The sequence below is a fragment of the Salinibacterium sp. PAMC 21357 genome, assembly GCF_000247645.1.
GTDB lineage: Bacteria > Actinomycetota > Actinomycetes > Actinomycetales > Microbacteriaceae > Rhodoglobus.
This window is the reverse complement of the sequence record NZ_AHWA01000006.1, coordinates 146,338-168,047: the sequence shown is the minus strand read 5'-3', so window position 1 is coordinate 168,047 and position 21,710 is coordinate 146,338. Positions and strand designations below refer to the sequence as shown.

21 protein-coding genes are annotated in these 21,710 nt (G+C 61.5%); 5 read left to right on the top strand and 16 right to left on the bottom strand.

Going from position 1 to position 21,710, the window contains the following annotated elements; genetic code table 11:
- The first annotated feature begins 48 nt into the window (after positions 1-48).
- Entirely contained in the window at positions 49-1,551 is a 1,503-nt protein-coding gene (locus tag ON14_RS13370) for an APC family permease (protein WP_010205843.1), read from the top strand.
- A 98-nt stretch (positions 1,552-1,649) separates the two neighbouring features.
- Here ON14_RS13370 and ON14_RS13365 read toward each other — a convergent pair whose 3' ends face one another.
- Positions 1,650-2,132 (bottom strand): DUF1003 domain-containing protein, encoded by a 483-nt coding sequence (locus ON14_RS13365; protein ID WP_010205842.1) that lies wholly within the window; start codon positions 2,130-2,132, stop codon positions 1,650-1,652.
- Between the two features lie 18 nt (positions 2,133-2,150).
- Complete coding sequence (locus ON14_RS13360; protein WP_010205841.1) at positions 2,151-4,124, bottom strand: thioredoxin domain-containing protein; 1,974 nt, start codon at positions 4,122-4,124, stop codon at positions 2,151-2,153.
- An 11-nt stretch (positions 4,125-4,135) separates the two neighbouring features.
- Between ON14_RS13360 and ON14_RS13355 the strand changes: the two genes are divergently transcribed.
- Positions 4,136-4,891, top strand: a complete 756-nt coding sequence (locus tag ON14_RS13355) for an MBL fold metallo-hydrolase (RefSeq protein WP_010205840.1) — start codon at positions 4,136-4,138, stop codon at positions 4,889-4,891.
- Here ON14_RS13355 and ON14_RS13350 read toward each other — a convergent pair.
- The 9 genes from ON14_RS13350 to ON14_RS13310 form a co-directional block, all read right to left on the bottom strand.
- Positions 4,888-5,331 (bottom strand): hypothetical protein, encoded by a 444-nt coding sequence (locus ON14_RS13350; RefSeq protein WP_010205839.1) that lies wholly within the window; start codon positions 5,329-5,331, stop codon positions 4,888-4,890. The genes ON14_RS13355 and ON14_RS13350 overlap by 4 nt on opposite strands.
- Positions 5,332-5,494: 163 nt before the next feature.
- Positions 5,495-6,325, bottom strand: a complete 831-nt coding sequence (locus ON14_RS13345) for an aldo/keto reductase (RefSeq protein WP_010205838.1) — start codon at positions 6,323-6,325, stop codon at positions 5,495-5,497.
- A gap of 52 nt (positions 6,326-6,377) precedes the next feature.
- Positions 6,378-7,520 (bottom strand): bifunctional 2-methylcitrate synthase/citrate synthase, encoded by a 1,143-nt coding sequence (locus ON14_RS13340; RefSeq protein ID WP_010205836.1) that lies wholly within the window; start codon positions 7,518-7,520, stop codon positions 6,378-6,380.
- A 65-nt stretch (positions 7,521-7,585) separates the two neighbouring features.
- Positions 7,586-8,491, bottom strand: coding sequence for a methylisocitrate lyase (gene prpB, locus ON14_RS13335; RefSeq protein WP_010205831.1), 906 nt, complete (start codon positions 8,489-8,491; stop codon positions 7,586-7,588).
- Positions 8,491-9,984 (bottom strand): MmgE/PrpD family protein, encoded by a 1,494-nt coding sequence (locus ON14_RS13330; RefSeq protein ID WP_010205830.1) that lies wholly within the window; start codon positions 9,982-9,984, stop codon positions 8,491-8,493. The genes prpB and ON14_RS13330 overlap by 1 nt, the downstream gene beginning before the upstream one ends.
- A gap of 11 nt (positions 9,985-9,995) precedes the next feature.
- A complete protein-coding gene (locus ON14_RS13325; RefSeq protein WP_010205829.1) occupies positions 9,996-10,667 on the bottom strand; it encodes an FCD domain-containing protein in 672 nt (223 codons plus the stop codon).
- A gap of 221 nt (positions 10,668-10,888) precedes the next feature.
- Positions 10,889-11,845: an NAD-dependent epimerase/dehydratase family protein gene (locus ON14_RS13320; RefSeq protein WP_010205828.1), complete on the bottom strand. Its 957-nt coding sequence runs from the start codon at positions 11,843-11,845 to the stop codon at positions 10,889-10,891.
- On the bottom strand, positions 11,842-12,819 hold the full coding sequence (locus tag ON14_RS13315; RefSeq protein WP_010205827.1) for a bile acid:sodium symporter family protein: 978 nt from the start codon (positions 12,817-12,819) through the stop codon (positions 11,842-11,844). The genes ON14_RS13320 and ON14_RS13315 overlap by 4 nt, the downstream gene beginning before the upstream one ends.
- Positions 12,816-14,120: a flavin-containing monooxygenase gene (locus ON14_RS13310; RefSeq protein ID WP_010205826.1), complete on the bottom strand. Its 1,305-nt coding sequence runs from the start codon at positions 14,118-14,120 to the stop codon at positions 12,816-12,818. The genes ON14_RS13315 and ON14_RS13310 overlap by 4 nt, the downstream gene beginning before the upstream one ends.
- 196 nt (positions 14,121-14,316) lie before the next feature.
- Here ON14_RS13310 and ON14_RS13305 point away from each other — a divergent pair, with 196 nt between their 5' ends.
- Entirely contained in the window at positions 14,317-16,632 is a 2,316-nt protein-coding gene (locus ON14_RS13305) for a glycosyltransferase family 2 protein (RefSeq protein WP_010205825.1), read from the top strand.
- A gap of 431 nt (positions 16,633-17,063) precedes the next feature.
- Here ON14_RS13305 and ON14_RS16235 read toward each other — a convergent pair whose 3' ends face one another.
- On the bottom strand, positions 17,064-17,393 hold the full coding sequence (locus ON14_RS16235; protein ID WP_010205824.1) for a hypothetical protein: 330 nt from the start codon (positions 17,391-17,393) through the stop codon (positions 17,064-17,066).
- 173 nt (positions 17,394-17,566) lie between these two features.
- On the opposite strand from ON14_RS16235, the gene ON14_RS16230 reads away from it, so the two are divergent.
- Both ON14_RS16230 and ON14_RS13295 read left to right on the top strand, forming a co-directional pair.
- Positions 17,567-18,223, top strand: a complete 657-nt coding sequence (locus tag ON14_RS16230; protein ID WP_010205823.1) for a carbohydrate-binding protein — start codon at positions 17,567-17,569, stop codon at positions 18,221-18,223.
- A gap of 183 nt (positions 18,224-18,406) precedes the next feature.
- Positions 18,407-18,976, top strand: coding sequence for an antibiotic biosynthesis monooxygenase (locus ON14_RS13295; RefSeq protein WP_010205822.1), 570 nt, complete (start codon positions 18,407-18,409; stop codon positions 18,974-18,976).
- Between the two features lie 15 nt (positions 18,977-18,991).
- Here the strand turns inward: ON14_RS13295 and ON14_RS13290 are convergent, their stop codons facing one another.
- From ON14_RS13290 to ON14_RS13275, 4 genes are read right to left on the bottom strand one after another with little or no spacing between them, the layout of a single operon-like run.
- A complete protein-coding gene (locus tag ON14_RS13290) occupies positions 18,992-19,735 on the bottom strand; it encodes an ABC transporter permease (protein ID WP_010205819.1) in 744 nt (247 codons plus the stop codon).
- A 10-nt stretch (positions 19,736-19,745) separates the two neighbouring features.
- Complete coding sequence (locus ON14_RS13285) at positions 19,746-20,669, bottom strand: ABC transporter ATP-binding protein (protein ID WP_010205818.1); 924 nt, start codon at positions 20,667-20,669, stop codon at positions 19,746-19,748.
- Positions 20,666-20,962, bottom strand: a complete 297-nt coding sequence (locus ON14_RS13280; protein WP_010205815.1) for a transcriptional regulator — start codon at positions 20,960-20,962, stop codon at positions 20,666-20,668. The genes ON14_RS13285 and ON14_RS13280 overlap by 4 nt, the downstream gene beginning before the upstream one ends.
- A 4-nt stretch (positions 20,963-20,966) precedes the next feature.
- On the bottom strand, positions 20,967-21,635 hold the full coding sequence (locus ON14_RS13275) for a hypothetical protein (RefSeq protein WP_010205814.1): 669 nt from the start codon (positions 21,633-21,635) through the stop codon (positions 20,967-20,969).
- Between the last annotated feature and the right edge of the window lie 75 nt (positions 21,636-21,710).

Below are 21,710 nucleotides of genomic sequence, written 5' to 3'. Positions count from 1 at the left end.
TGCTCAGGGCCTCCCGAGGGCACGGAGAATCTACCCTGAAAGGTCGCCATGACTACAGATTCCGCTCCGCGCAGCACCTCCTCCTCATCATCCGACGACGATGCTCATCTGAAAAAGCTCGGCTACGACGGCAACTTCAACCGCTCCCTGTCACTGTGGGGCACCTTCGCTCTCGGCTTTACGTACCTGTCACCGCTCGTCGGCGTTTACTCTCTATTCGCCTACGGGATTTCGCTCGGCGGACCGCCGTCGATCTTCTGGCTCGTGATCGTCGGCACCGGGCAACTCTTGGTGGCGCTGGTCTTTGGCGAAGTCGTGTCACAGTATCCAATCTCTGGCGGCATTTATCCGTGGGTGAGGCGCCTCTCAAGCGCGCGCTTTGCGTGGATGGCGGCATGGGTGTACATCTGGGCCATCATCGTCACGGTGACGGCGGTTGCCGAGTACGGCACTGGCTTCCTTGCGAGTCTGCTCGGTCTCCAGCCCACAAAAGAGCTCACACTTTTCCTGGCAATCGCGTTCCTCGTCGTTGCGCTCGTTGTTAACCTGAGCGGCACGAAAGCTCTCGCTCGGGTTGCCAAGATCGGTCTCGCTGCCGAACTCATCGGTGTTATCGGGGTAGGGCTGTTCCTGATCTTGTTTGAGCGCAAGAACGACTTCTCGGTGTTGTTCGACACGTTCGGAACCCAGGGCGACGGCAGCTACCTTCCGGTATTCGTCGGCGCCGCACTGACCGGGCTGTTTCTCTTCTACGGCTTTGAAGCCTGTGGCGAAGTCGCCGAAGAGGTCTCCAACCCGGCCAAAGCTATCCCCCGCGCGATGATCATGACGATCCTCGTCGGTGGCTTCTCGGGCCTGATTGCGTTCCTTGGCTACATCCTCGCCGCACCAGATCTGGCGAGCATTGTCAGCGGAGAAGATGCCGACCCGATCGCCGGCATCTTGGAATCATCCCTCGGCACTGTCGGGGCGAAGATCTTCCTCGTCGTTGCACTCACGGCGTTCCTCTCCTGTGTGCTCAGCCTTCAGGCGGCCGGCAGTCGCCTGCTGTACTCGTTCGGTCGCGACAAGATGATGCCAGGTCACCAGTGGCTTTCGGAGCTATCCAGCAAGAAGGTTCCGCGCAACGCGCTTCTGGTTGCGTGCATCGTGCCGATCCTGATCTGCGTGCTGATCTACGTCGGGCAAGATGGCTTGCTCAACCAGATCACGGCGTTTGCGGTTCTTGGAATCTACTTCGCGTTCCAGTCCGTCGTCTTCGCCTCACTGCTAGCGCGGCTCAAAGGTTGGAAGCCTGCAGGCCCCTTCAGCCTTGGCGTCTGGGGAATGCTGGTGAACGTTGTGGCACTCGTTTATGGAGTGATCGCGATGATCCTACTGGCGACGCCGGGCACGAGCGGCGACTTCCTCGCCGACTGGATTGTGCTGATCGGACTCGCCCTTGTGCTGGCTACCGGCTTCATCTACATGCTGATCGCTCGGCCGGGGCGTAACTCATCCATTCCGGAGGGCGATGCGGTAGAGATCGCCGCACTGCTTCGCGAAGGTTGATTCACGCCTATTAGTTCGTCCACGGGATGATGCGAGCCCGGCTGTTGCTCTCCGACGACAGCCGGGTTCGCCCACTCTCATTCCGTGCGGCTCTCAGATCACTCCGTTGAGCTTGAATCACCGGCGAGCTTCTCCCGCACGCTGATCCACGCCGCCCGATCCTCATCAAGACGTGTGAGGATCTCGTGCAACTCGGCGATCACTATCGACTGTTGCTGGTTGAGGGCAAACACTTCTTCGATGTCGAGCTTCGCTGCCGCGTCGACTTCGTAATCGTGCTGGGCCAGCGCCGCAGAAATACCGTCTTGCCGTTTCGCCGAGATGAGAAGGATTGCACCCTGCAGTCCCGCGAGCATGCTCAAGAAGAGGTTCAGCAGGATGTACGGATACGGATCCCAGTTCGCCGCAGTGAGCGAGTTGACCGCCGCCCAGATTCCCATGAACGCCAGGAAGCCAATAACGAACACCCAGCTGCCCATCGAATTGCGCAACCGGTCGGCCGCTCGCTGACCGGTGGTGAGGGAATCGTCGTGAACCCGGTGCCAGTTTCGTGGCGCCTTGCGTGCGCTAGTGATCTTCATGAGGCTCAGCCTAGAGCGCTAGCGTGAAGCCAGTAGCGCCTTCAACGCCGCCACATCTGTCAGCGGCAGGCGGCACACGAACTCTTCACACAGGTACGCCGTCGGCTCGCCCGCAAGTGCAGTGCGTGCCGCAAACAATTCGAAACCGGATGCCGCAAAAGCGTCAGCCTGAGCCTGCGAGACCGCGACACCGATGCCTCCAGCGCGGTGCAGCGTGCGGGCCAGACTCGTGAGCTCGTGGCCGCCGGCGGCCCCGCCGCCCGTCTCATCCGCCGTCACGACGACGAGCTGGCGAAGGGGGGCCGCGAGCTCCGACATGAGGGTGAGGGCGGTTCCGAACGAGATCGGTTGCTGGGCTGCGAGTTGGCCGACCAGCTTCATGGAAGCTTGGGCGGCATCCCGGTATTGAGAGTCGCCGGAGAGAGCGAAGAGCGTGTGCGCGGCGGCGGCCATCGCGCTGAGGCCGCTGGGGTGAGCTCCGTCGCTGATGTCGGCTTCGGTGGAGAGGCCTTGCGCGGCGAGCACGGAGTCGCTGCCGCCGGGGAGGCCGAAGGGTGAGCTTCCCGAGCCTGCGGCTCCGGCGGCGAGCGCCCCGTCGATGAGGTCGCGGGCAGCGAGGGCGTAGCGCACCTCACCCGTGGCGATCGAGAGTTCGAGCAGGCCTTGAGCGAGCATCCCGCTGTCTTCGAGGGTTGCTGCCGCGTCGGAGAGGATGCCGTCGATCGAGGTTCGCACGAGCCGCTCCCCTGCCGAGCCAGCAGCGGCAGCCGCACCAGCGCGAGCAGCGCCAGCAGCCGCACTAGCATCTGCGTCGGCGGCAGAATCAGCCCCCGCACCCGCAGCACCCACATGCTCCGCAAGCAGGAAGTCAGCAGCACCGCGAGCGAGCGCGATCCACTCGGCGTTGCCGTGACGGGCGCCGGCCAAGGCAAGAGCTTCGACGGCGAGACCGTTCCAGCCGGTGAGAATCTTGTCGTCGCGGGGCGGAGCTTCGACGCGGGCGCGGCTCGCGGCATCCAGCGAATAGTAGAAGCCTTCGACGCGTTTGCCGTCGACGGTGCTTTCGGAGTCGAGGCCCGACGCGAATGCTCCCGAGGGCAACAACAACCGGTCGCGCAAGAACTCGGCGACTCCCGTGGCGATTTCGGCCGAGTCGGCGAGCGCGTAGGCGGCGAGCAGTTGGGCGTTGTCGTAGAGCATTCGTTCGTAGTGTGGGTCGGTCCAGTCGGCCTGGGTGGAGTAGCGGAAGAAGCCGCCATCGACCGGGTCGCGCAGGGCGGATGCCGCCATCGCCGTCAGCGTGCGGTCGGCGAGGCCGGCTGCCTCGGGCGAGTGTTCGGCGGAGCGGGCACCGCGATCGAGAAGGAACCGCAGCACCGGCGTGACCGGAAATTTGGGGGCGTCACCGAATCCGCCATAGTGGAGGTCTTCGGCGGCAGCCAGCGCATCGATAACGGGCGCAAAGTCGGAGACAAGCTCGCTCTCGACACCGCGACTCTGCGCAAGTGCCTGAGCAATCGCGTCGCCGCTGGTCTCCACCTGTTCGCGGCGGGTGAGCCACGCCTCCGTCACCGATTCGAGCACTTGCCGGAATGCCGGATGCTGCCCCACAGCGGTCGGCGGCCAGTAGGTGCCAGCAAAGAACGCTCGCCCCGCTGGCGTGACGAACACGTTGAGCGGCCAGCCCAGGTTGGGGGTGAAGGCGGATGCCGCCGCCAGGTAGGTGGAGTCCACTTCGGCGTGCTCTTCGCGGTCGACTTTGATCGCGACAAAGTTCTCGTTGAGGTACGCGGCCAGCACGGGGTCGCTGAAAGATTCGCGGGCCATCACGTGACACCAGTGGCACGTGGAGTAGCCGATGGAGACGAGCACAGGCACATCTCGGTGTTTCGCCTCGGCAAAAGCTTCGGCGGACCACTCCCACCAGTGAACCGGATTGGTGGCGTGTGATCTCAGGTACGGGCTCGCAGCAGTTTCCAGACGATTGGGCATAGTCTCAGAGTATGTCGAAGTTGACCGTGACCTACATTGGCGGCCCCACCGCGTTGCTCGAATATGCCGGATTGCGCATTGTGACTGATCCCACATTCGATGCCCCGCAGCTTTACCCCGACGAGGGCGGTGTGCCGCTCACGAAGACCGCGGGTCCGGCGTTGAGTCGGGCGGATGTTGGCGCTGTCGATCTCGTGTTGTTGTCGCATCACGAACACGAAGACAACCTCGACTATGAGGGACTCGAACTTCTCGCTACGGGTGTGCTGACGATCAGCACCATGAAGGCGGGCTCTGACCTCTTCGGCGGCGGCGTTGTCGGCCTCGACTCGTGGGAATCCCGCGACGTCGGCGCCGTGACCGTCACCGCCGTGCCGGCACTGCACGGCCCTCCCGGTGCTGAAGCGCTCGTTGGCCCGGTCACCGGTTTTGTGTTGCAAGCCGAGGGCGAACCGACCATCTACGTCAGTGGCGACAACGCTTCCTTACCGCTCGTGCAGCAAATCGCCGACCGGTTTCCCGACATCAGCATCGCGGTGCTGTTCGCAGGCGCTGCTCGCATCTCCGCGGTCAACGGCCCTCTCACCTTGACATCAGCGGATGCCGCAGAAGCCGCCCGCATCGTGGGCGCCACCTACGTGGTCGGCCTCCACACCGAAGGGTGGGAACACTTCACCGAAACCCGTGCCGACCTCGAAGCTGCGTTCGCGGGAACGGGATTGCTCGTGGAAACGCCGGCAGGTGTTGCGGTGGGTATCGACGCTTAGGGAGTGGAAATCTCGTGAGATTCGCGAAGCTCCACATCGTCATTGGCTGCCACGACTTCAAGCAGCACGCGCCAATCCCGACCATTGCGTTCGACGATGGCAGGCCGCCCCTGACTCATATCAACGACATCGTCATTCGTGAGGGTGACACCGTATTCTTCCTCCGCCCACTCCTGCACGGCAGTCGTGTAGCTCGCGAAAGCGGCAGTGTCGCGTTGCTCGAAACTGGCTGCGGTTGCGATCAAGCCAAGCGCACTCGCTGTTCCGGCGGCGATCGCAAGAACGGTGAGTGCAAACGCTCGGAGCCGGAACTTGCGGCCCGGTCCCGCAATCCAATACAGGACGGCGATTACAGCGATCCCGAACGTAGCCACTGCACCGAGGAACGGGATAAAGGCCCAACCCTCTGTGGGGCTTTGATAGAGACCGGGGTTTGTCATGACTCTGGTCCTCGCCGCTCAACTTGTGGTGTCGCGCGCTCGATCATCGACCCGAGCAACACTCTGTGAAGGTCAAGCGTACCAGCGGCCCAACGACAGAGGCCGGCATCCGCTCACCGGAAGGAGTGCGGATGCCGGCCTCGATACGAAGCGCGAAGCTTTCCTAGAAAGTGGCCTCGTCAGGGTTCGATCCAACGCGCTGGTCGCGGTCGATAGCGTCGATCGACGCCATCTCATCCGCAGACAGCTCGAAGCCGAAGACATCGAAATTCTCGGCCATGCGCTCACGCGAGTTCGACTTCGGAAACACGATGATGCCGTTCTGCAGGTGCCAACGAATGGCAACCTGGGCGGGCGAAACATCGTGTGTCGCGGCCGCCGTCTTGAGAGCGGTCTCGCCGAACAGGTCGTACTTGCCCTGGCCCAATGGACCCCAGGCTTCGATGCGCATGCCAAGCTCAGCACCATACGCCCGCAGGTCGCGCTGGGCGAAAGCGGGGTGCAGTTCGATCTGGTTGACGGCGGGAACGGTTTCGCTTCCCGCAAGAATCTTCTCAAGGTGCGGGCGGTGGAAGTTGCTCACACCAATCGAACGCGTCTTGCCTTCAGCCTTGATCTCTTCCATGGTGAGCCACGTCTCAAGGTAGCGATCAAGGTCGGGGCGAGGCCAGTGGATGAGATACAGATCCACATAGTCGAGGCCCAGCTTCTCGAGGCTGAGATCCATGGCGTCGCGAGCAGAGTCTGTGCCCTGGTCGCTGTTCCACAGCTTGGTGGTAATAAAGATTTCTTCGCGTGGGATTCCCGACGCTTTTATGGCGTTACCGACGCCCTGTTCGTTGCCGTAAATCATGGCGGTGTCGAGGTGACGGTAGCCGACCTCGAGCGCGTCAGAAACGATGCGCTCGGTTTCTTCGGGGTCAACTTTGAAGACTCCGAACCCGAGCTGCGGGATGGAATTGCCGTCGTTGAGTTCAATCAGGGGAACAGTCATTTCTCCATCTTGCCACTCACAACTGACGATTCCACCCCAGCCCGTAAAGCTTCTAGCGAACGTGCCGTTCGTCCACTCCCGAGTACGCAGCAAGCGGGCGAATGAGCGCATTGGACGCTGCCTGCTCCATGATGTGGGCGGTCCAGCCGGTGATTCGCGCAGCAACAAACAGCGGCGTGAACATGTCGGTGTCGAACCCGATGAGGTTGTAGGCGGGGCCGCTCGGGTAGTCGAGGTTCGGCTTGATGTTCTTGCGGCTCGTCATTGCCGTTTCGAGGGCGTCATACATGGCAAGCATGTCGGGGCGATCGAATTCGGCGACGAGCGTTTCGAGCGCGGCCTTCATCGTGGGAACTCGCGAGTCACCGTTCTTGTAAACGCGGTGACCGAAGCCCATGATCTTGCGCTTCTCGGCGAGTGCGGTTTCGAGCCACGCCTCCGCATTTTCTGCAGAGCCAACCTCATCGAAAACGTGCATGACGGCTTCGTTTGCACCACCGTGCAGCTGGCCCTTGAGAGCACCAATTGCTGCCGTGACGGCACTGTAGAGATCGCTGAGCGTGCTCGTCACCACGCGGGCAGTAAAGGTGGAGGCGTTGAAGGAGTGCTCGGCGTACAAGATCATCGACACATCGAACGCGTTCACCACAACGAGGTCAGGAACCTCACCAAAGGTCATGTGCAAGAAGTTTGCCGAATAGCTGAGGTCGTCCCGTGGCTCGACAAGCGGCAGATCGCGACGACGACGCTGGTCGTAGGCGATGATCGCTGGCAGCTTGGCGAACAGGGTGAGTGAACGCGTGAGGTTGAGCTCTTCGTCAATCATGCTCGCCGGGTCGGTGAGGGTCTCATCGAGGGCACCGATCACGCTGACGGCGGTGCGGACAACATCCATCGGATGCGCGGAAAGCGGCAACTCATCGATGACGCGCTTGGTGTGCGCGTCGAGGTGGCGCTGCGCACGCTCCACATTCTGGAACTCTTCTAGCTGCTCACCGGTCGGCAGCTCACCGTGCCACAGCAGGTAGGCGACCTCTTCAAAGGTGCACTTCTCGGCCAGTTCTTGCACGGGGTAGCCGCGGTAGAGCAGCGAATTGGTTTCGGGGTTCACCTTCGAGATCGCGGTCGTGTCGGCGACAACGCCAGCCAAACCCTTACGAATCTCGGTTTCAGGGGTTCCTGTTAGGTCAGTCATGGTGCTCCTCGGTAGTGGTATCGAGTCAAAGTTGTGAGTGGTGGTCGTAAATGGGGCTTGTGAAATTAGTAGTGGCTATCGAGGGTGAAGTTGAAAACCGACGAGTCGAACGAGTTGTAGCTCTCATAGTCAAGCAGTTCATACAGGCGTGCCCTCGTCTGCATTTCGGCCACGACAGACTGCTGAGTGCCGTCGGCGTTGATCGCATCGAGGGTGCGTTCTGCTGCACCCATTGCACTACGCAACAGGGTTACAGGGTAAATAACAATGTTTACGCCGATATTGCTCAATTGCGTTGTGGTGAAAAGTTCACTCTTACCAAACTCTGTCATGTTCGCGAGGATCGGAACATCCACGGCTTTACGCATCGCTTCGAACTCGCCGAGGTCCTTCATCGCCTCAGGGAAAATCGCGTCAGCGCCCGCATCCACCAGCTGCTTAGCGCGATCCATCGCGGCATCCAAACCATCAACGGCACGGATGTCGGTGCGAGCCATGATCAGCAGGTTGGGGTCGCGTCGCGCGTCAGCAGCAGCCCGGATGCGCTTGAGAGCGGTATCCGTGTCGACAACAGCTTTTCCGTCGAGGTGTCCGCAGCGCTTCGGGTTGACCTGATCCTCGATGTGGAGCCCGGAGACACCCGCATCTTCGAGAGTCTGCACGGTGCGAGCGACGTTCATGGGTTCGCCGAAACCGGTGTCGGCGTCAACGAGACTGGGCAGGTCGGTCATCCGCGAAATCTGCTGCGAACGACCAGCCACCTCGGTGAGCGTTGTCAGGCCGATGTCGGGCAGTCCCAGATCGGCACTGATGACAGCGCCCGAAATGTAGACGCCGTCGAAGCCCTTGTCTTGAATGAGGCGAGCGCTCAGCGGGTTGAAAGCACCGGGCACGCGCAGCAGTTCGCCGCTGGCAAGACGCTCACGGAACTGGGCACGTTTGGTCGCTGGATCGGTTTGGGCGTACAGCATTAGAAGATTCCTTTAGCGGTGGTGGCGGGGAAGTTGCCGCGAACGGTGAGCTCCCCCAGTTCGGATGCCGACAGCTCCGGAAGTCGCACGGCAGCAGCTAAGAAGCGTTCGATTTCGTCGCTCGCAAGCACACCATCCGCGAGGGTGCGGAACTTGGTGATGTACTGCTCGCGGGCGAAGGGCCGAGCACCCAGCGGGTGAGCATCCGCAACGGCAATCTCTTCAACGATGCGGCTGCCGTCGGTCATTTCGATCTCGACACGACCACCGAACGCTTTCTCGGCGGGGTCGATGGAGTGGTAGCGACGAGTCCACTCGGCATCTTCTTGCGTGGTGACGCGGTTCCACAGTGCGATGGTGTCGGCGCGGTTGGCACGCTCAGGGGCGTAACTGTTGACGTGGTGCCATTCCTGATCTTGCAGAGCAACAGTAAAGATGTACGGAATGGAGTGGTCGAGCGTTTCGCGGCTCGCGTTGGGGTCATACTTCTGCGGGTCGTTAGCGCCCGAGCCGATCACGTAGTGCGTGTGGTGGCTCGTGTGCAGCACGATGCGGTTGATGTTCGCTTCGACCAATTCCGGATGCTCGCGCCCCAACTTGCGGGCGAGGTCGATCCAGGCCTGTGCCTGATACTCGGCCGAGTGCTCCTTTGTGTAGGAGTCGAGGATCGCGGTGCGCGGCTCCCCCAGCTCAGGCAGCGGAACCTCGTAGTGCGCGTCTGGGCCGTCGAGCATCCACGCAATGACGCCGTCTTCGCCTTCGTAAATCGGGGTGGGGCTGGTCTGGCCGCGCATGGCACGGTCGACGGCCTCAACGGCCATCTTGCCGGCGAAAGCAGGAGCGTGCGCCTTCCACGTGGAGATCTCGCCCTTGCGCGACTGGCGCGTGGCAGTGGTCGTGTGCAGTGCTTGGCCGACAGCCTGGAAAATCGTCTCGGTGTCGAGGCCGAGGAGGGTTCCGATGCCAGCGGCCGCACTCGGGCCGAGGTGAGCAACATGGTCGATCTTGTGCTTGTGCAAGCAGATCGCCTTCACAAGGTCGATCTGAATCTCGTAACCCGTCACGATGCCGCGCAGCAGATCGGCGCCCGAGCGGCCCGTGTGCTGAGCAACAGCCAAGATCGGCGGGATGTTGTCGCCGGGGTGAGAATAGTCGGCCGCCAAGAACGTGTCGTGATAGTCGAGCTCGCGCACGGCAACACCATTGGCCCAGGCCGCCCACTCCGGGCTGACGCGAAGGTCGGAGCCAAACACGGTGGCTCCCGGCGTGTATGGGTGGCGCTCGGCCTGCGCCCGAGCGGACACCACCGGCGCACGGGTCAGGGATGCGGTAGCAACAGCAGCGTTGTCGATCACCCGGTTGATGACCATGTCGGTCACGGCATCCGTAGGTTCAAGTTGTTCAGCAGCGATCGCCGCAATCTTGTGGGCGAGCTGATCTTCGCGAGCGAGGTTCTCGTCGCTGCGGTAAACGCGGAGGGCGTGATCTTTCACAGTGGAGCCTTTCAATTGGCGGCACGCAGAGGGGAATCTGCGGCCATGGCTAATGCGCTGGTGAGCGCGTGATGGAGATGAACGTGGGTGGCGTGAGAGGCAAGTTCGGCGTCGCGGGCGACGATGGCCTGCACGATAAGAAGGTGCTCGCGAGCGGCCGCGGCCAGTCGCTCGGGGTTGTCTTTCGCCAACCGACGAACCCGCACGAGGTGGGTTCGTAACGAGTTGAGAGCACCGGTGAGGTAAACGTTGCCGACCGCATCATCGACGGCGTCATCGAAACGGCGTACCAGATCGAAGTAGGCGCTGCGATCGCTGTCGTCACGGGCGAGCAGTTCGGGAACGGCCTCGAACTCACGCTCGAGATCGCCGAAGGTACTGCCGCCGTGCTTCTCGGCAGCCAAGCGCACCGCTTTCACTTCAAGAGCCTTACGCACATCGAATAGTTCGCGGATGTTCGTTACCGACACATCGGTGACCACGAGACCGCGGCCGGATTGGCTAGAGACAAGGCCATCCGTCATCAAGCGTGACAAGGCTTCTCGCAGCGGGGTTCGCGATACCCCAAGCCGCGCGGCTTGCTCGACTTCGCCCAAGATGGTGCCTGGCGCGAGTCGCCACTCAATGATGTCGTCTCGCAACGCTTGGTAGGCACGCTCGCTGGCCCTCACTGATGTTGCCATGAGCACCTCCTGAGACTGCGAGTCCAGCGCGCGAGCGGAATGCCGCCGTAACGCAGGTTTGTATACAAGAACTTCAGTCTAGGCTCGATTCACCAGACATCAAGCCGAATTTTGAGTGAATTGTATACAGATTTGTGGTGCGGATGGTTCGGCGGGCCGCGCCGCCCTATCGAGAACTTATGACTTCTCCCGTGGACGCCGCCGACAGCGGAGCAGTTCCCCTAACCCTGGGCGCGAGCCTCAAGGTACGACGCGAACGCCTCACGACTAGTGCGCGCCGGGGTAAATCCGAAAGACTCCTTGAGCGCCCGATTGTCGAGCACCGGTCGATAGCGCAAAAACTTGACTTGGGCCGGCCCGTGCGGAGTCAATCGCAGGGTGTGCCCCACCCACAACGCCGCGGCCAGCGCCCACGCGGGAACGACGAGCTGCTTCTTGCCTAGCGTCTGCGCAATCTCTTTTGCCGTGAGCTTGCCATCCCCAGCAACGTTGTAGATCCCGGCAGCCCCGCCCGTTGCGGCCTTCACGATAACCGCAACCACGTCATCCACCCACACGAAAACGAAGGGACTGTCTGAGCCTGCGACCGTTAACAGCCGACGAGAATTCCACAGCGCCGTGATCTGATTCTCGAGCCCAGGGCCCAAAATTGTGCCGATCCGAAAAATGGTTTGGCTCAGTTGTGGAGCAGACACTCGAAGCTCCGCAAGCCGTTCTTCGACCATACGTTTGTGGCGGCTGTACGGGAAGTCGTCGTTGCCGCGCAACGGGTCACTTTCGGTGATCCATTCCGGATTGTCGGAGTGATAGCCATAGGTCGCGCCGCTCGATGACACCACGACTCGCGATACTCCGGCGTCGACACACGCCTCAAAAACTGCGCGCGACCCGTCAACATCCACAGCGAACTCTTGCGTGACCGTCGTGTTTTTTCCGGGGTTAACGATCGACGCCAGATGCACCACTGTGTCGATTTGGTGGCTGCGCAACAGCGCGGGCAGGCCGCCAGCATCGGTCACATCAACGCGCTCATACAGAACTCCCGGCAATCGCACGCCGGGGCTGGGAGCACGAATATCGGCGCTGACGACACGCTCAATGGCTTCGGATGCAGCCAACCCGGCCACCACGGAGGTGCCCAAGAATCCGCTGCCGCCCGTGACGAGAACGCGGGTCACGCGCGTGCCTCCGCATCGTTCGCGGGCACACCGGAGTCTGCCCCCGAGCCGCCATCGGCACCCTTCGCGCCTCTGGCACCCTGTGTTTTTCGACGCCCCCACCAGGTGGCGAGCGCAAGCCCGGCGATGATGTCCCAAATGCCCCACCAGCCGGCGACGACGGCCATGCCGCCGAGCCCGCCGAAGAAGGTGAAGACGAGTCCGAGACCAAGCCCGGCATTGCGGATTCCGACTTCGAAGGTCACCGCTTTGGCTTCGTAGAGGGCAAGTCCGCCAAGGCGGGCACTGGCGTAGCCAAGGCCGAGAGCAACGGCGTCGTGCAGGAAGACGGCAAGAAGCACCACCCCAACATAGGCAATGAAGAACGTGAAGTTGCCGGCGAGCGCGGCGATGATGAAGCCGAGCAGTGCCAGCAAGCTCACCCATTTCACGGTGGGCTGCACTTTCTTGGCAAAACTCGGCCAGCGGTATTTGATCGCAAAGCCGAGCACAAAGGGAAGCCCAATGATCAACACAATTTCGAGCAGCATTTGCCAGCCGTTGAGGCTCACGCTTTCGAGAATGGTCGAGGCGGTGGGGTGCCAGCCGCCCCACAACGAAAGATTGACGGGCAACATGACGATGTAGATCACGTTAGTCACGGCGGTCATGGATACCGAGAGCGCTACGTTGCCGCGCGCACGATAGGTGAGCACTTGGGAAATGTTTCCTGGTGGACAGCAGGCGACCAGAATCATCCCGAGGGCGATTGAGGGACCAACGTGCAGCAGCAGGGTGAGGCCGAAGGTGACGGCGGGCAGCAGCACAAGTTGCGCAATCAGGGAGATCGCAAATGCGCGGGGCGCTTTCAGGACGGCCCGAAAATCTTCGATGCTGGTGTCGAGCGCGATGCCAAACATGATCAGCCCCAGCACGATGCTCAGCGCGATGAGCGACGCTGGGCTGAAGTTGAGTATCGCGTCATCGATCGTCATGACTGTGCCTTTCGAGTGAGCGTTTCACGCAATTTTCGCAACGCGCGTCGGTACGCATCTTTATTGACGTAGTACGACATCCGTTCGAGGGCTAAATATTTGTAGCCACCGGTGAGGTCAGGCCAAGGTTGTTCGGCAGATTCCCGAAAGTGTGCCGCCGCCCGAGGGGCCGCATCTTGAGCGGCCAGATAGGAGGCCAAAAGTTCGGCCTGCTCATAGCGCCCTTGCCAGCCAATACCACTTGCTTCGATCATTCCCATGACGTAAAGACCGTTGAAGCTTGGCGGGAAAATATTCAGGAATAGCTCGGGCGCGCCAGAAGACCAATTCAGATGTTCCCGCCCCACAAAGGGGTACGCGAGAGAGTAGCCGGTAGCCAATACAATGAGGTCATAATCGGCCGCGGTGCCATCGGTAAAGTGCACGGTGTTTCCGTTGAAATGTTCGGGAGCAGGCACCACGCGCAGATCGCCTTGACCGAGGTGACCGAGCACGAGAGTGTTCACGATCGGGTGTGATTCGTAGATGCGGTAGTCGGGCTTCGGAAAGCCAAACTTCACCGGGTCCCCCGTGAATGCGCGCAACACTCGCTTGTCAATGAACTGCTTGATTCGAGCCGGCAGTGGGCGACCCTGATTGAGGGTGTCCGCCGGTTTTCCGAAAAGGTAGCGCGGAACAAAGTAGTAGCCACGACGCACGCTCAAATCGATGCTGTCGGCATGGTGCACGGCATCCACGGCGATATCACACCCGCTGTTTCCAGCGCCAACCACGAGCACGCGTTTACCGGCGAACATCGTTGCTTTCTTGTACTGGCTGGAGTGAATGATCTCACCGACAAACTCGCCATCGAACTGCGGGATGCTGGGGTGGGCAAGCGTGCCGTTAGCCAACACGACGCCGTCGAAGCGTTCCGTGCGCGACTCCTGCCCCGCGGTGACACTCGTGACGTTCCAGCCGTCATCATCGGTCGGTTCGAGGCGTTCAACCGTGGTGCTAAACAGGAATTTTTCGCCCAGGTCAAAGCGATCGCTGTAGGCCCGAAAATACTTCTTGAGTTCGCGGTGGCTCGGGTAATCAGCCGTGGTTTGCATGGGCAGCTCGCGAAATTCAGTCGTCGTGCGCGAGGAGATGAGGTGCGCAGATTCGTACATCGTGCTGCGCGGATTGTCGATATTCCAGAGGCCACCAACGTCGTCAGCCGACTCAAAACCGACGAAATGGATGCCTGCCTTATCGAGCGCGCGGGCCGCGGCGAGTCCCGAAGGACCAGCGCCGATAATGGCGATGGTGCGAGGCATTCGTTCCTCCCGGGCTGAACAACGATATTCACGGCGTTTCCGCAGCTTACTAGACCGCTTTTGGTGGGTAGACCATTTTGTCGAGACGTAGCCTGTTGTTGCACGAACTAAACCCAGTGCGAATACTGGGCGTGCAGGATACCCGCCGGCGTCTACCCGAAAGATGCCGATCTTGCACATAAGGGATCTAACCACTATGCCCAAAAACCCTATGGTTGCGCCTTCTCGGCGTCGCCAGTGGGGCGCTGAATCGCGCCTCGAACCGCTGCCCACTGTCCATCCCGCGCCGAGCGACCGTAAGATCGCGCTCGCTCGCCTCGCTATTGTCGCCACCGTTGTGTTTTGGCTGACCTACGTGATCTACACAATCGTTCGTCAGTTCATCAACAACGGCACCGAAAGTTTTCGTTTCACCACAGAAGCCATCTCCTACGTCATCGTGGTGACCTTCCTCACCTTCTCGGCGCTCATGTATCTGATCGCCCGTCACGGTGCGTTCCAACGTTTTCGTTCCCACGCTCGCGTACCTCGTGCCGAGCTCGACCGACACTTCGCCGACAACGAAGGCACCATCACGGTGCTGGTTCCCAGCTACAGCGAAGAGCCCGACGTCGTTCGCGCCACCCTCTGGTCGGCGTGCCTTCAGGAATACCCCAGCCTTCGCGTCGTGCTGCTGCTTGATGACCCGCCCTTTCCCGATGACCCGGATGCCGCAGCCCAGCTGTCGAAATCACGCCAGCTCACCGAAGAGATTCAGCGTGAGCTCGCAGCGCCCCGCGCACGATTCGCTGATGCTCTGTCGGTCTTCGAATCACGACTGCGCCAACAGCGCCCGATGGGCATCGCTGAGCTCGAGGATCTTGCCGGTCAGTACCAGTGGGCAGCCGCGTGGCTCGAGAACAAAGCGGACAACGAACAGCGCATTGACCACGTTGATGAGTTCTTTGTCACGCAGGTTCTTCAGGGCTTAGCAGGCGAACTGCAGCTGACGGCCGACGCGTTGGGCGCAGCGCTCGACGAGCGCATGGTTCCGCCAGCAACTCGTCTGCACGAGCTTTACCGCCGCCTCGCGCGCACCTTCGATGCTGAGCTGTCAACCTTCGAGCGCAAGTTGTATGCCTCTGTTTCTCACGAAGCAAACAAGGCTATGAACCTCAACGCCTACATCGGCCTGATGGGTGGCAACTACCGCCCCGAGGAGACTCCCGACGGCACGGTGCTGCGGCCCGTAAGCCACGCCGGCGCCGGCGACCTCTCCATTCCCGACTCGGAATACCTCCTCACGCTCGATGCCGACTCGCTGCTACTTCGCGACTACTGCCTGCGCCTCGTCTACCTTCTCGAGCAAAAAGACAATGCTCGCGTTGCCGTGACGCAGACTCCGTACTCATCGTTCCGCGGCGCCAACACGCGCATCGAACGCCTCGCTGGTGCGACGACCGACCTTCAGCACATCCTGCACCAGGGCAAGTCGTACTACGGCGCTACGTTCTGGGTGGGAGCCAACGCCGTCATCCGCAAGGCTGCGCTTGATGACATTGTCGAGACCGAAACCGAGGGTGGCTTCACCGTCAAGCGGTACGTTCAAGACCGTACGGTCATCGAAGACACCGAGTCGAGCATCGACCTCGGCACCCATGGTTGGACGCTCGTCAACTACCCCGAGCGCTTGAGCTACAGCGCCACCCCGCCGGACTTCGGATCACTGGTTGTTCAGCGTCGACGCTGGGCCAACGGTGGCCTGCTGATCATGCCGAAACTCATGCGCCAGCTGCGTGAGCGTCGGGCGCGCGGCGAAACGGTGCCGTGGACCGAGTTCTTCCTGCGCGTGAACTACATGACGTCGATCACGTGGGCCAGCTTCGGCCTCGTCTTCCTTCTCGCCTACCCGTATGACAGCCGACTGCTGAGCCCGGTGGTTCTGCTGGCAGCGGTGCCGTATTTCTTGGCGATGGGAAGCGACCTGCGTTACAGCGGCTACAAGTTCAGCGACATTTTCCGCATCTATGGCTTCAACCTGATCCTTCTTCCGGTGAACTTGGCCGGCGTGCTGAAGTCGCTCGAGCAAGCCATCACGAGCAAGAAGATTCCGTTTGCCCGCACCCCGAAGGTGCGCAACCGCACAGCGACCCCGCTGCTCTACGTGATCGCCCCGCTGGTAATCATTGGGTTCTCCGCCTTCACGTTCTGGCGAGACCTTAACGCCGGCAACTGGGGCAACGCCGCTTTCGCCGCGTTCAACACCATCCTCGCTGGCCTCGCGCTCGTCTCCTACATCGGTATCTGGAACGCTGTAGTCGACATTTGGCTCGGCGTCACTCGCCCCTTGTTCGTCGAACGCAAACCCAAGACGAAAAAGAAGGCGCAAACCGAACCGGAATCCACCACACTCGACTGGCGATCGATCCTCTACTACGGAGATGACAGCGGATCGCACCACAAGGTGCGCGACTCGATTGTCTTCGCCGAAATGCTCCCCCCCATTGACGAAACCAGAGAGGTTCGATCATGAGTTCAGCTACCCATCGCCTTTCCTTCTGGCGGCTCGTTATCGCGGCGATCGTGGCTGTCGCCGTTGCTGCTGGTGGCCTGTTCGCCTACCAAGCCTGGGCATCTACCCAAGCGGCACCAGCCCCCGACCCGTGGTTTGCCGCCTATGTGGATGTCACGGCAACGCCAAGCTACGAGTTCGAATCCGCCACATCAGACAGTGGCAACGAGGTCATGCTCTCGTTCATCGTCGCCGCGACCGATGACGCCTGCACTCCCACGTGGGGCACCGCCTACACAATGGACGAAGCAGCGGTATCGCTCGACCTCGACCGCCGCATTGCACGCTTGCAGCAGCAGGGTGGGGATGTCGGAGTATCGTTCGGCGGACTACTGAACGACGAGCTCGCAACATCCTGCACCGATCACGACAGCCTCGTTGAGGCCTACAGCTCAGTCATCGACCGTTACGCGTCCACCACCATCGACCTCGATATTGAGGGCGAAAACCTCAGCGATACCGCTGCCGGCGAGCGTCGCGCCGCGGCCGTTGCCGACCTTCAGCAGTCTCGCCGGGCTGCCGGCGAAGACCTCGCGGTGTGGCTCACCCTTCCCGCTGCCACCTTCGGCCTTACCGAAGATGGCACGACAGCAGTCACGCAAATGTTGGATGCCGGCGTAGACGTCTCCGGGGTCAACATCATGACGATGAACTTTGGTCAGAGCTTGGACGACGACGAAACCAGCGGTGACGCCTCCATTCGAGCCCTTCAGGAGACCCACCGCCAGCTCGGCATCCTCTATGCCCAGGCTGGAATCGAACTGACGGATGCCACGCTCTGGACGAAACTCGGTGCGACTCCGATGATCGGGCAGAACGACAACGAAGACGAAGTCTTCACAATGGACGACGCCGCGACCCTCAACGAGTCGCGACCGAGCAGGGACTCGGCCGCATGTCGATGTGGTCGCTCAACCGCGACACGACCTGCGGCCCCAACTATGCCGATGTCACTCGTGTCTCGGATGCGTGCAGTGGCGTGGATCAGGGCGATCTCTTCTTCGCCGATGTGTTGGCGGAGGACTTCGACGGTCAGCTCGCAAGCTCCGCTAAAACCATCACTACCGAAGAGCCGTCTGATCCTGCCGACTTCGTCGACGACCCAGCGACCAGCCCGTATCCAATCTGGCAAGAAGACGCCAGCTACCTCGCTGGAGCCAAGGTCGTGCTGCACCGCAACGTTTACCAGGCGAAGTGGTGGACGCGCGGAGACCTTCCCGATAACCCGGTGCTCAACTCGTGGGAGACCCCGTGGACGCTCGTCGGCCCGGTTCTTGAGGGCGAGACCCCGGTCGAAGTTCCGACCGTGCCTGACGGCACCTACCCCAACTGGGATGGCACGGCAGTATACGAAGAAGAAGCTCGCGTTCTCTTCGACGGTGTTCCCTACGAAGCCAAATGGTGGACCCAGGGCGACAGCCCGGCAGCGTTCTCCTCTGATCCCGACGGATCACCGTGGAGCCCTCTCACCACCGAAGAAGTCACAGCGATCGCCGACACCAGCACGACTGACGAGTCGACGACACTAGCCCCAGCCAGCACGGAACGCTAGATTTCGCGTGTGGACCCCACAGAGGAGCATTTTCGGCCACGAATATTAGAAGTTACGCGTCGCGAGAACTTAACATTTCCCTAGGGTAGAGCGCGAGCATCCGCCCTAGAATTGATCTCAGCGAAGCCCACACCGGCTGTCACTGTTGCCGCTGGTCAACAGAGAAGGAGTGCGCTGACACCGATGAGCAACAACCCCATCACTGTCTCCATCGAACGAACCGTAGACCCCGACCGCATCGCCCAAGCGACCGCGTGGATGCAAACCGGCATCAACCTTGCCACCACCTACCCCGGCTTTCTCGGCTCCGGCTGGGTGCGCGCCGGCACCGAAAGCACCACCTGGCACATGCTCTACCGATTTGCGGATGACGCAGCACTCTTGCACTGGGAACAATCCCCCGAACGCGCGTGGTGGCTGCAGAGCGGCAGCCCGTTTATGAGCCAGCACCGCAGCGAGCGCCGCACCGGAATCGAGGGCTGGTTCGACGAACCCACCGAGGTCACTGTTGAGCATGCGGGGCCTGCTGCCGCAACCGTACCGCCCCGCTGGAAGCAGGCCGTGACTATTTGGCTGGGCTTCTTTCCCCTCAACCTTCTTTTCACGGTGCTCGTGACGCTGCTGGTTCCCGGCTGGGACCAGCTGCCGATCGTGCTGCGGGTACTCCTCACTACCCTGTGCCTCACCCCGGTCATGACCTACGTGTTGCTGCCCGGAGTGACTCGGATGCTGCGACGCTGGCTTACGCGGTAGTTTCTCGATCCGCGTCTAGTGGAATCGTCGGCCCTCATCGCGACGGAACAGGAACAGGGTCAACACGAGCATCACCACAGTCCAACCGAGGATGCCTAGCCATACCCAGGGCGCAAGCTCTCCGCCCTGAACGACCCAGATCACGAGCTCGCGAGCCTGCCGTGACGGAAAGAACGTTGAGAGAGTGTTGAGCCACGGCGCGAAGAGCATCGGCGGCAGAAATAGTCCGCCCGCGAACGCGAATCCGAACATCACCACTTGAACGACGGCGATGGCCGCTTTTGACGACATCGAGAACCCGATACTGATGCCGATGAGCATGAAGGGGATCGACGCCACGGCGAGCGCCAGCACTCCAGCGAGCACCCGCCACAGTGGAGCGTTCGCCTCTGTGAGAAGGCCACCAATCACCACGACGGGAATTAGCGACGCGATACCGATGAGACCAATCGAGAAAATGTAGCCGAGCACCCGCGCCATCCCCGTGACTGGAAGCGTGCGCAGATACGGATCCCAGGGCTTCTCGCGAGCCTCAGATATGTTGAGCCCAAAGCTGAACAGGGAGTTCGAGAGCACCGCGAACACTGACAACGAGATGACCGCCTGAGTGGCGTATTCCGCGTTGTCGGCGACCGCCCGCTGCGGCACGACGAACAGCAGCAAGGCGAAAGCGGGAAACGCGACGCTGCCGATGACCGCGATCGGCACCCGCATTGTTTCGAGAAGCGAATACTTAGTGTGGGTGAGCGCCAGAGCCATCGTTGACAAGTCAGATTCCTCTCGGGGAGACGCCGGCGGCATCATTCTGTTTCGGTGAGTCAGCGATAAGGGTGAGGAACGCTTCTTCCAGGGTTGCCCCGCGCACCGTGAGCCCCGAAAACTGGATGCCCGACCGCACAAGCTCAGCGACCGCGACATCCGCATCCTGAACAAAGAACGTGAAGGAACCGTCGTGCTCTGGCCGAGAATCGACGACGCCGGTGAGCGCCCGTACCCGGTCGGGCGTCGGGGTTGTGAGGCGCAGCAAACGCAGCCCCACCTGATCCAACACAGCGCTGAGATCATCGTCGACCAGCACCCGCCCTTGGCCGATCACGATTACTCGTTCGGCGAGCGCCTCGATCTCTTCGAGATAGTGACTCGTAACGACGACGGTGGCTCCGGCATCCTGCTGGCGATGCACGGCGGCCCAGAGCGCCCGCCTGCCATCAACGTCGAGTCCCGTGGTCGGTTCATCGAGAAGCACCAGTCGGGGGCGCCCCACGAAGGCGAGTGCAACGCTGAGGCGACGCTTCTGGCCTCCCGAGAGCGCCCCGGTCTGGCGCTTCAGCAGTTCACTGATGCCGAACTCGGCGGCGAGCTCTTCTCGTGGCACTGCGTTGTCAAAGTGGGCACCGACAAAGTCGATGACCTCCCCCACGCGCAGGGTGGGTGGCAGTGCCGTCTCTTGCGGAGTGCAGCCCAAGTGTCGGCGGGTGCGCGCATCCGCTGGGCTGCCACCGAACAATTCAACCGTGCCGCTGGATGCTCGGCGAAGGCCCTGCACGAGAGAAAGGAGGGTCGTTTTGCCAGCGCCATTCGGGCCGAGCAGCCCGACGATGCGGCCGGAGTCAATCTCAAGGCTCACGTCGTCGAGTGCCGTGATGTCACCGAAGCGACGCGTCACGTGGTCGAGTTTTACGAGGGTTGTCATGCGATTCCTCCGAGCAGTCGCTTCAGGCTTGCGGTGTAGGTCTCGAACGCCGCACGGCCAGGCGACGTGAGGTTGAGATAGGTGACCGGGCTGCGGCCCTGATGGGCTTTCGTGACCTCGACATAACCGGCATCCTCCAGTTTTCTGAGGTGAGTGGAGAGGTTGCCCGGGGTCATTTCGAGCAGTTGCTGCAATCGCGGGAACGCGAGGCGATCGCCGGCGGGGAGCGTCGCGAGAGCGGCCGTGATGCGCAGGCGTGCCGAGGCATGGATGACGGGGTCGAGTTCATCCATGGTTCTAGGCCATCCGGCGCAGGCGAACAGCGAAGATGATCGCAGCAATGAGCATGCTGCCACCACCCAACACTGCCATCACGATGTTGTTGGTCGGTGCGCCAAAAAACGGCGACGCTGACCCTGCCAACAGCAAGATACTCCCCAGCACCAACTGGCTCTTTTCTTGCCAGAGGGCGGCCCCGAGGAAGTACAGGATCCCGGCCATCAGCGCGAAGGCGGAAGGAAAGTACAGAGAGGCGAGTTCGGGAGACATGCCGTTCTGGATGAGCGCTACGCCGACCGCGACGAATGCGCTGCTCGCTACCGACCACGAGATCCCGTACACCGCCCCCGAGAAGGTGGAATTGCCCTGAACCCCACGGCTGATGCGAATTCCCAGCACCGTCGAGATCACGATGGCGCTGCCGATGAGCACCCCGAACGCAATACGAGCCGGCACCACGGGAACCGAGAACCACGGGTTGCCGCCATCGGCCGCTGACCAGAGCAACACGAAGCCCAGCGCCCACGCGAACCCCCACACGCCCAGCATCCACGGGATGGGTGAGAGCTGTTGGCGCATCATCGTGTTCTGCTGCTCATCCACCAGCCTCAACATTTGTTCCGGGGTCAGGACGGATTCGTCGTCAAGCTCAGTGACGGTGCTGGTAGTGCGATCGTTGTTCGCCATGAGGGCTCCTTCATTGCGGCTGTCGCGCGCCGACACCGTGCCGGTTTCGCTATCTACTTTGTAACACAAAGCACT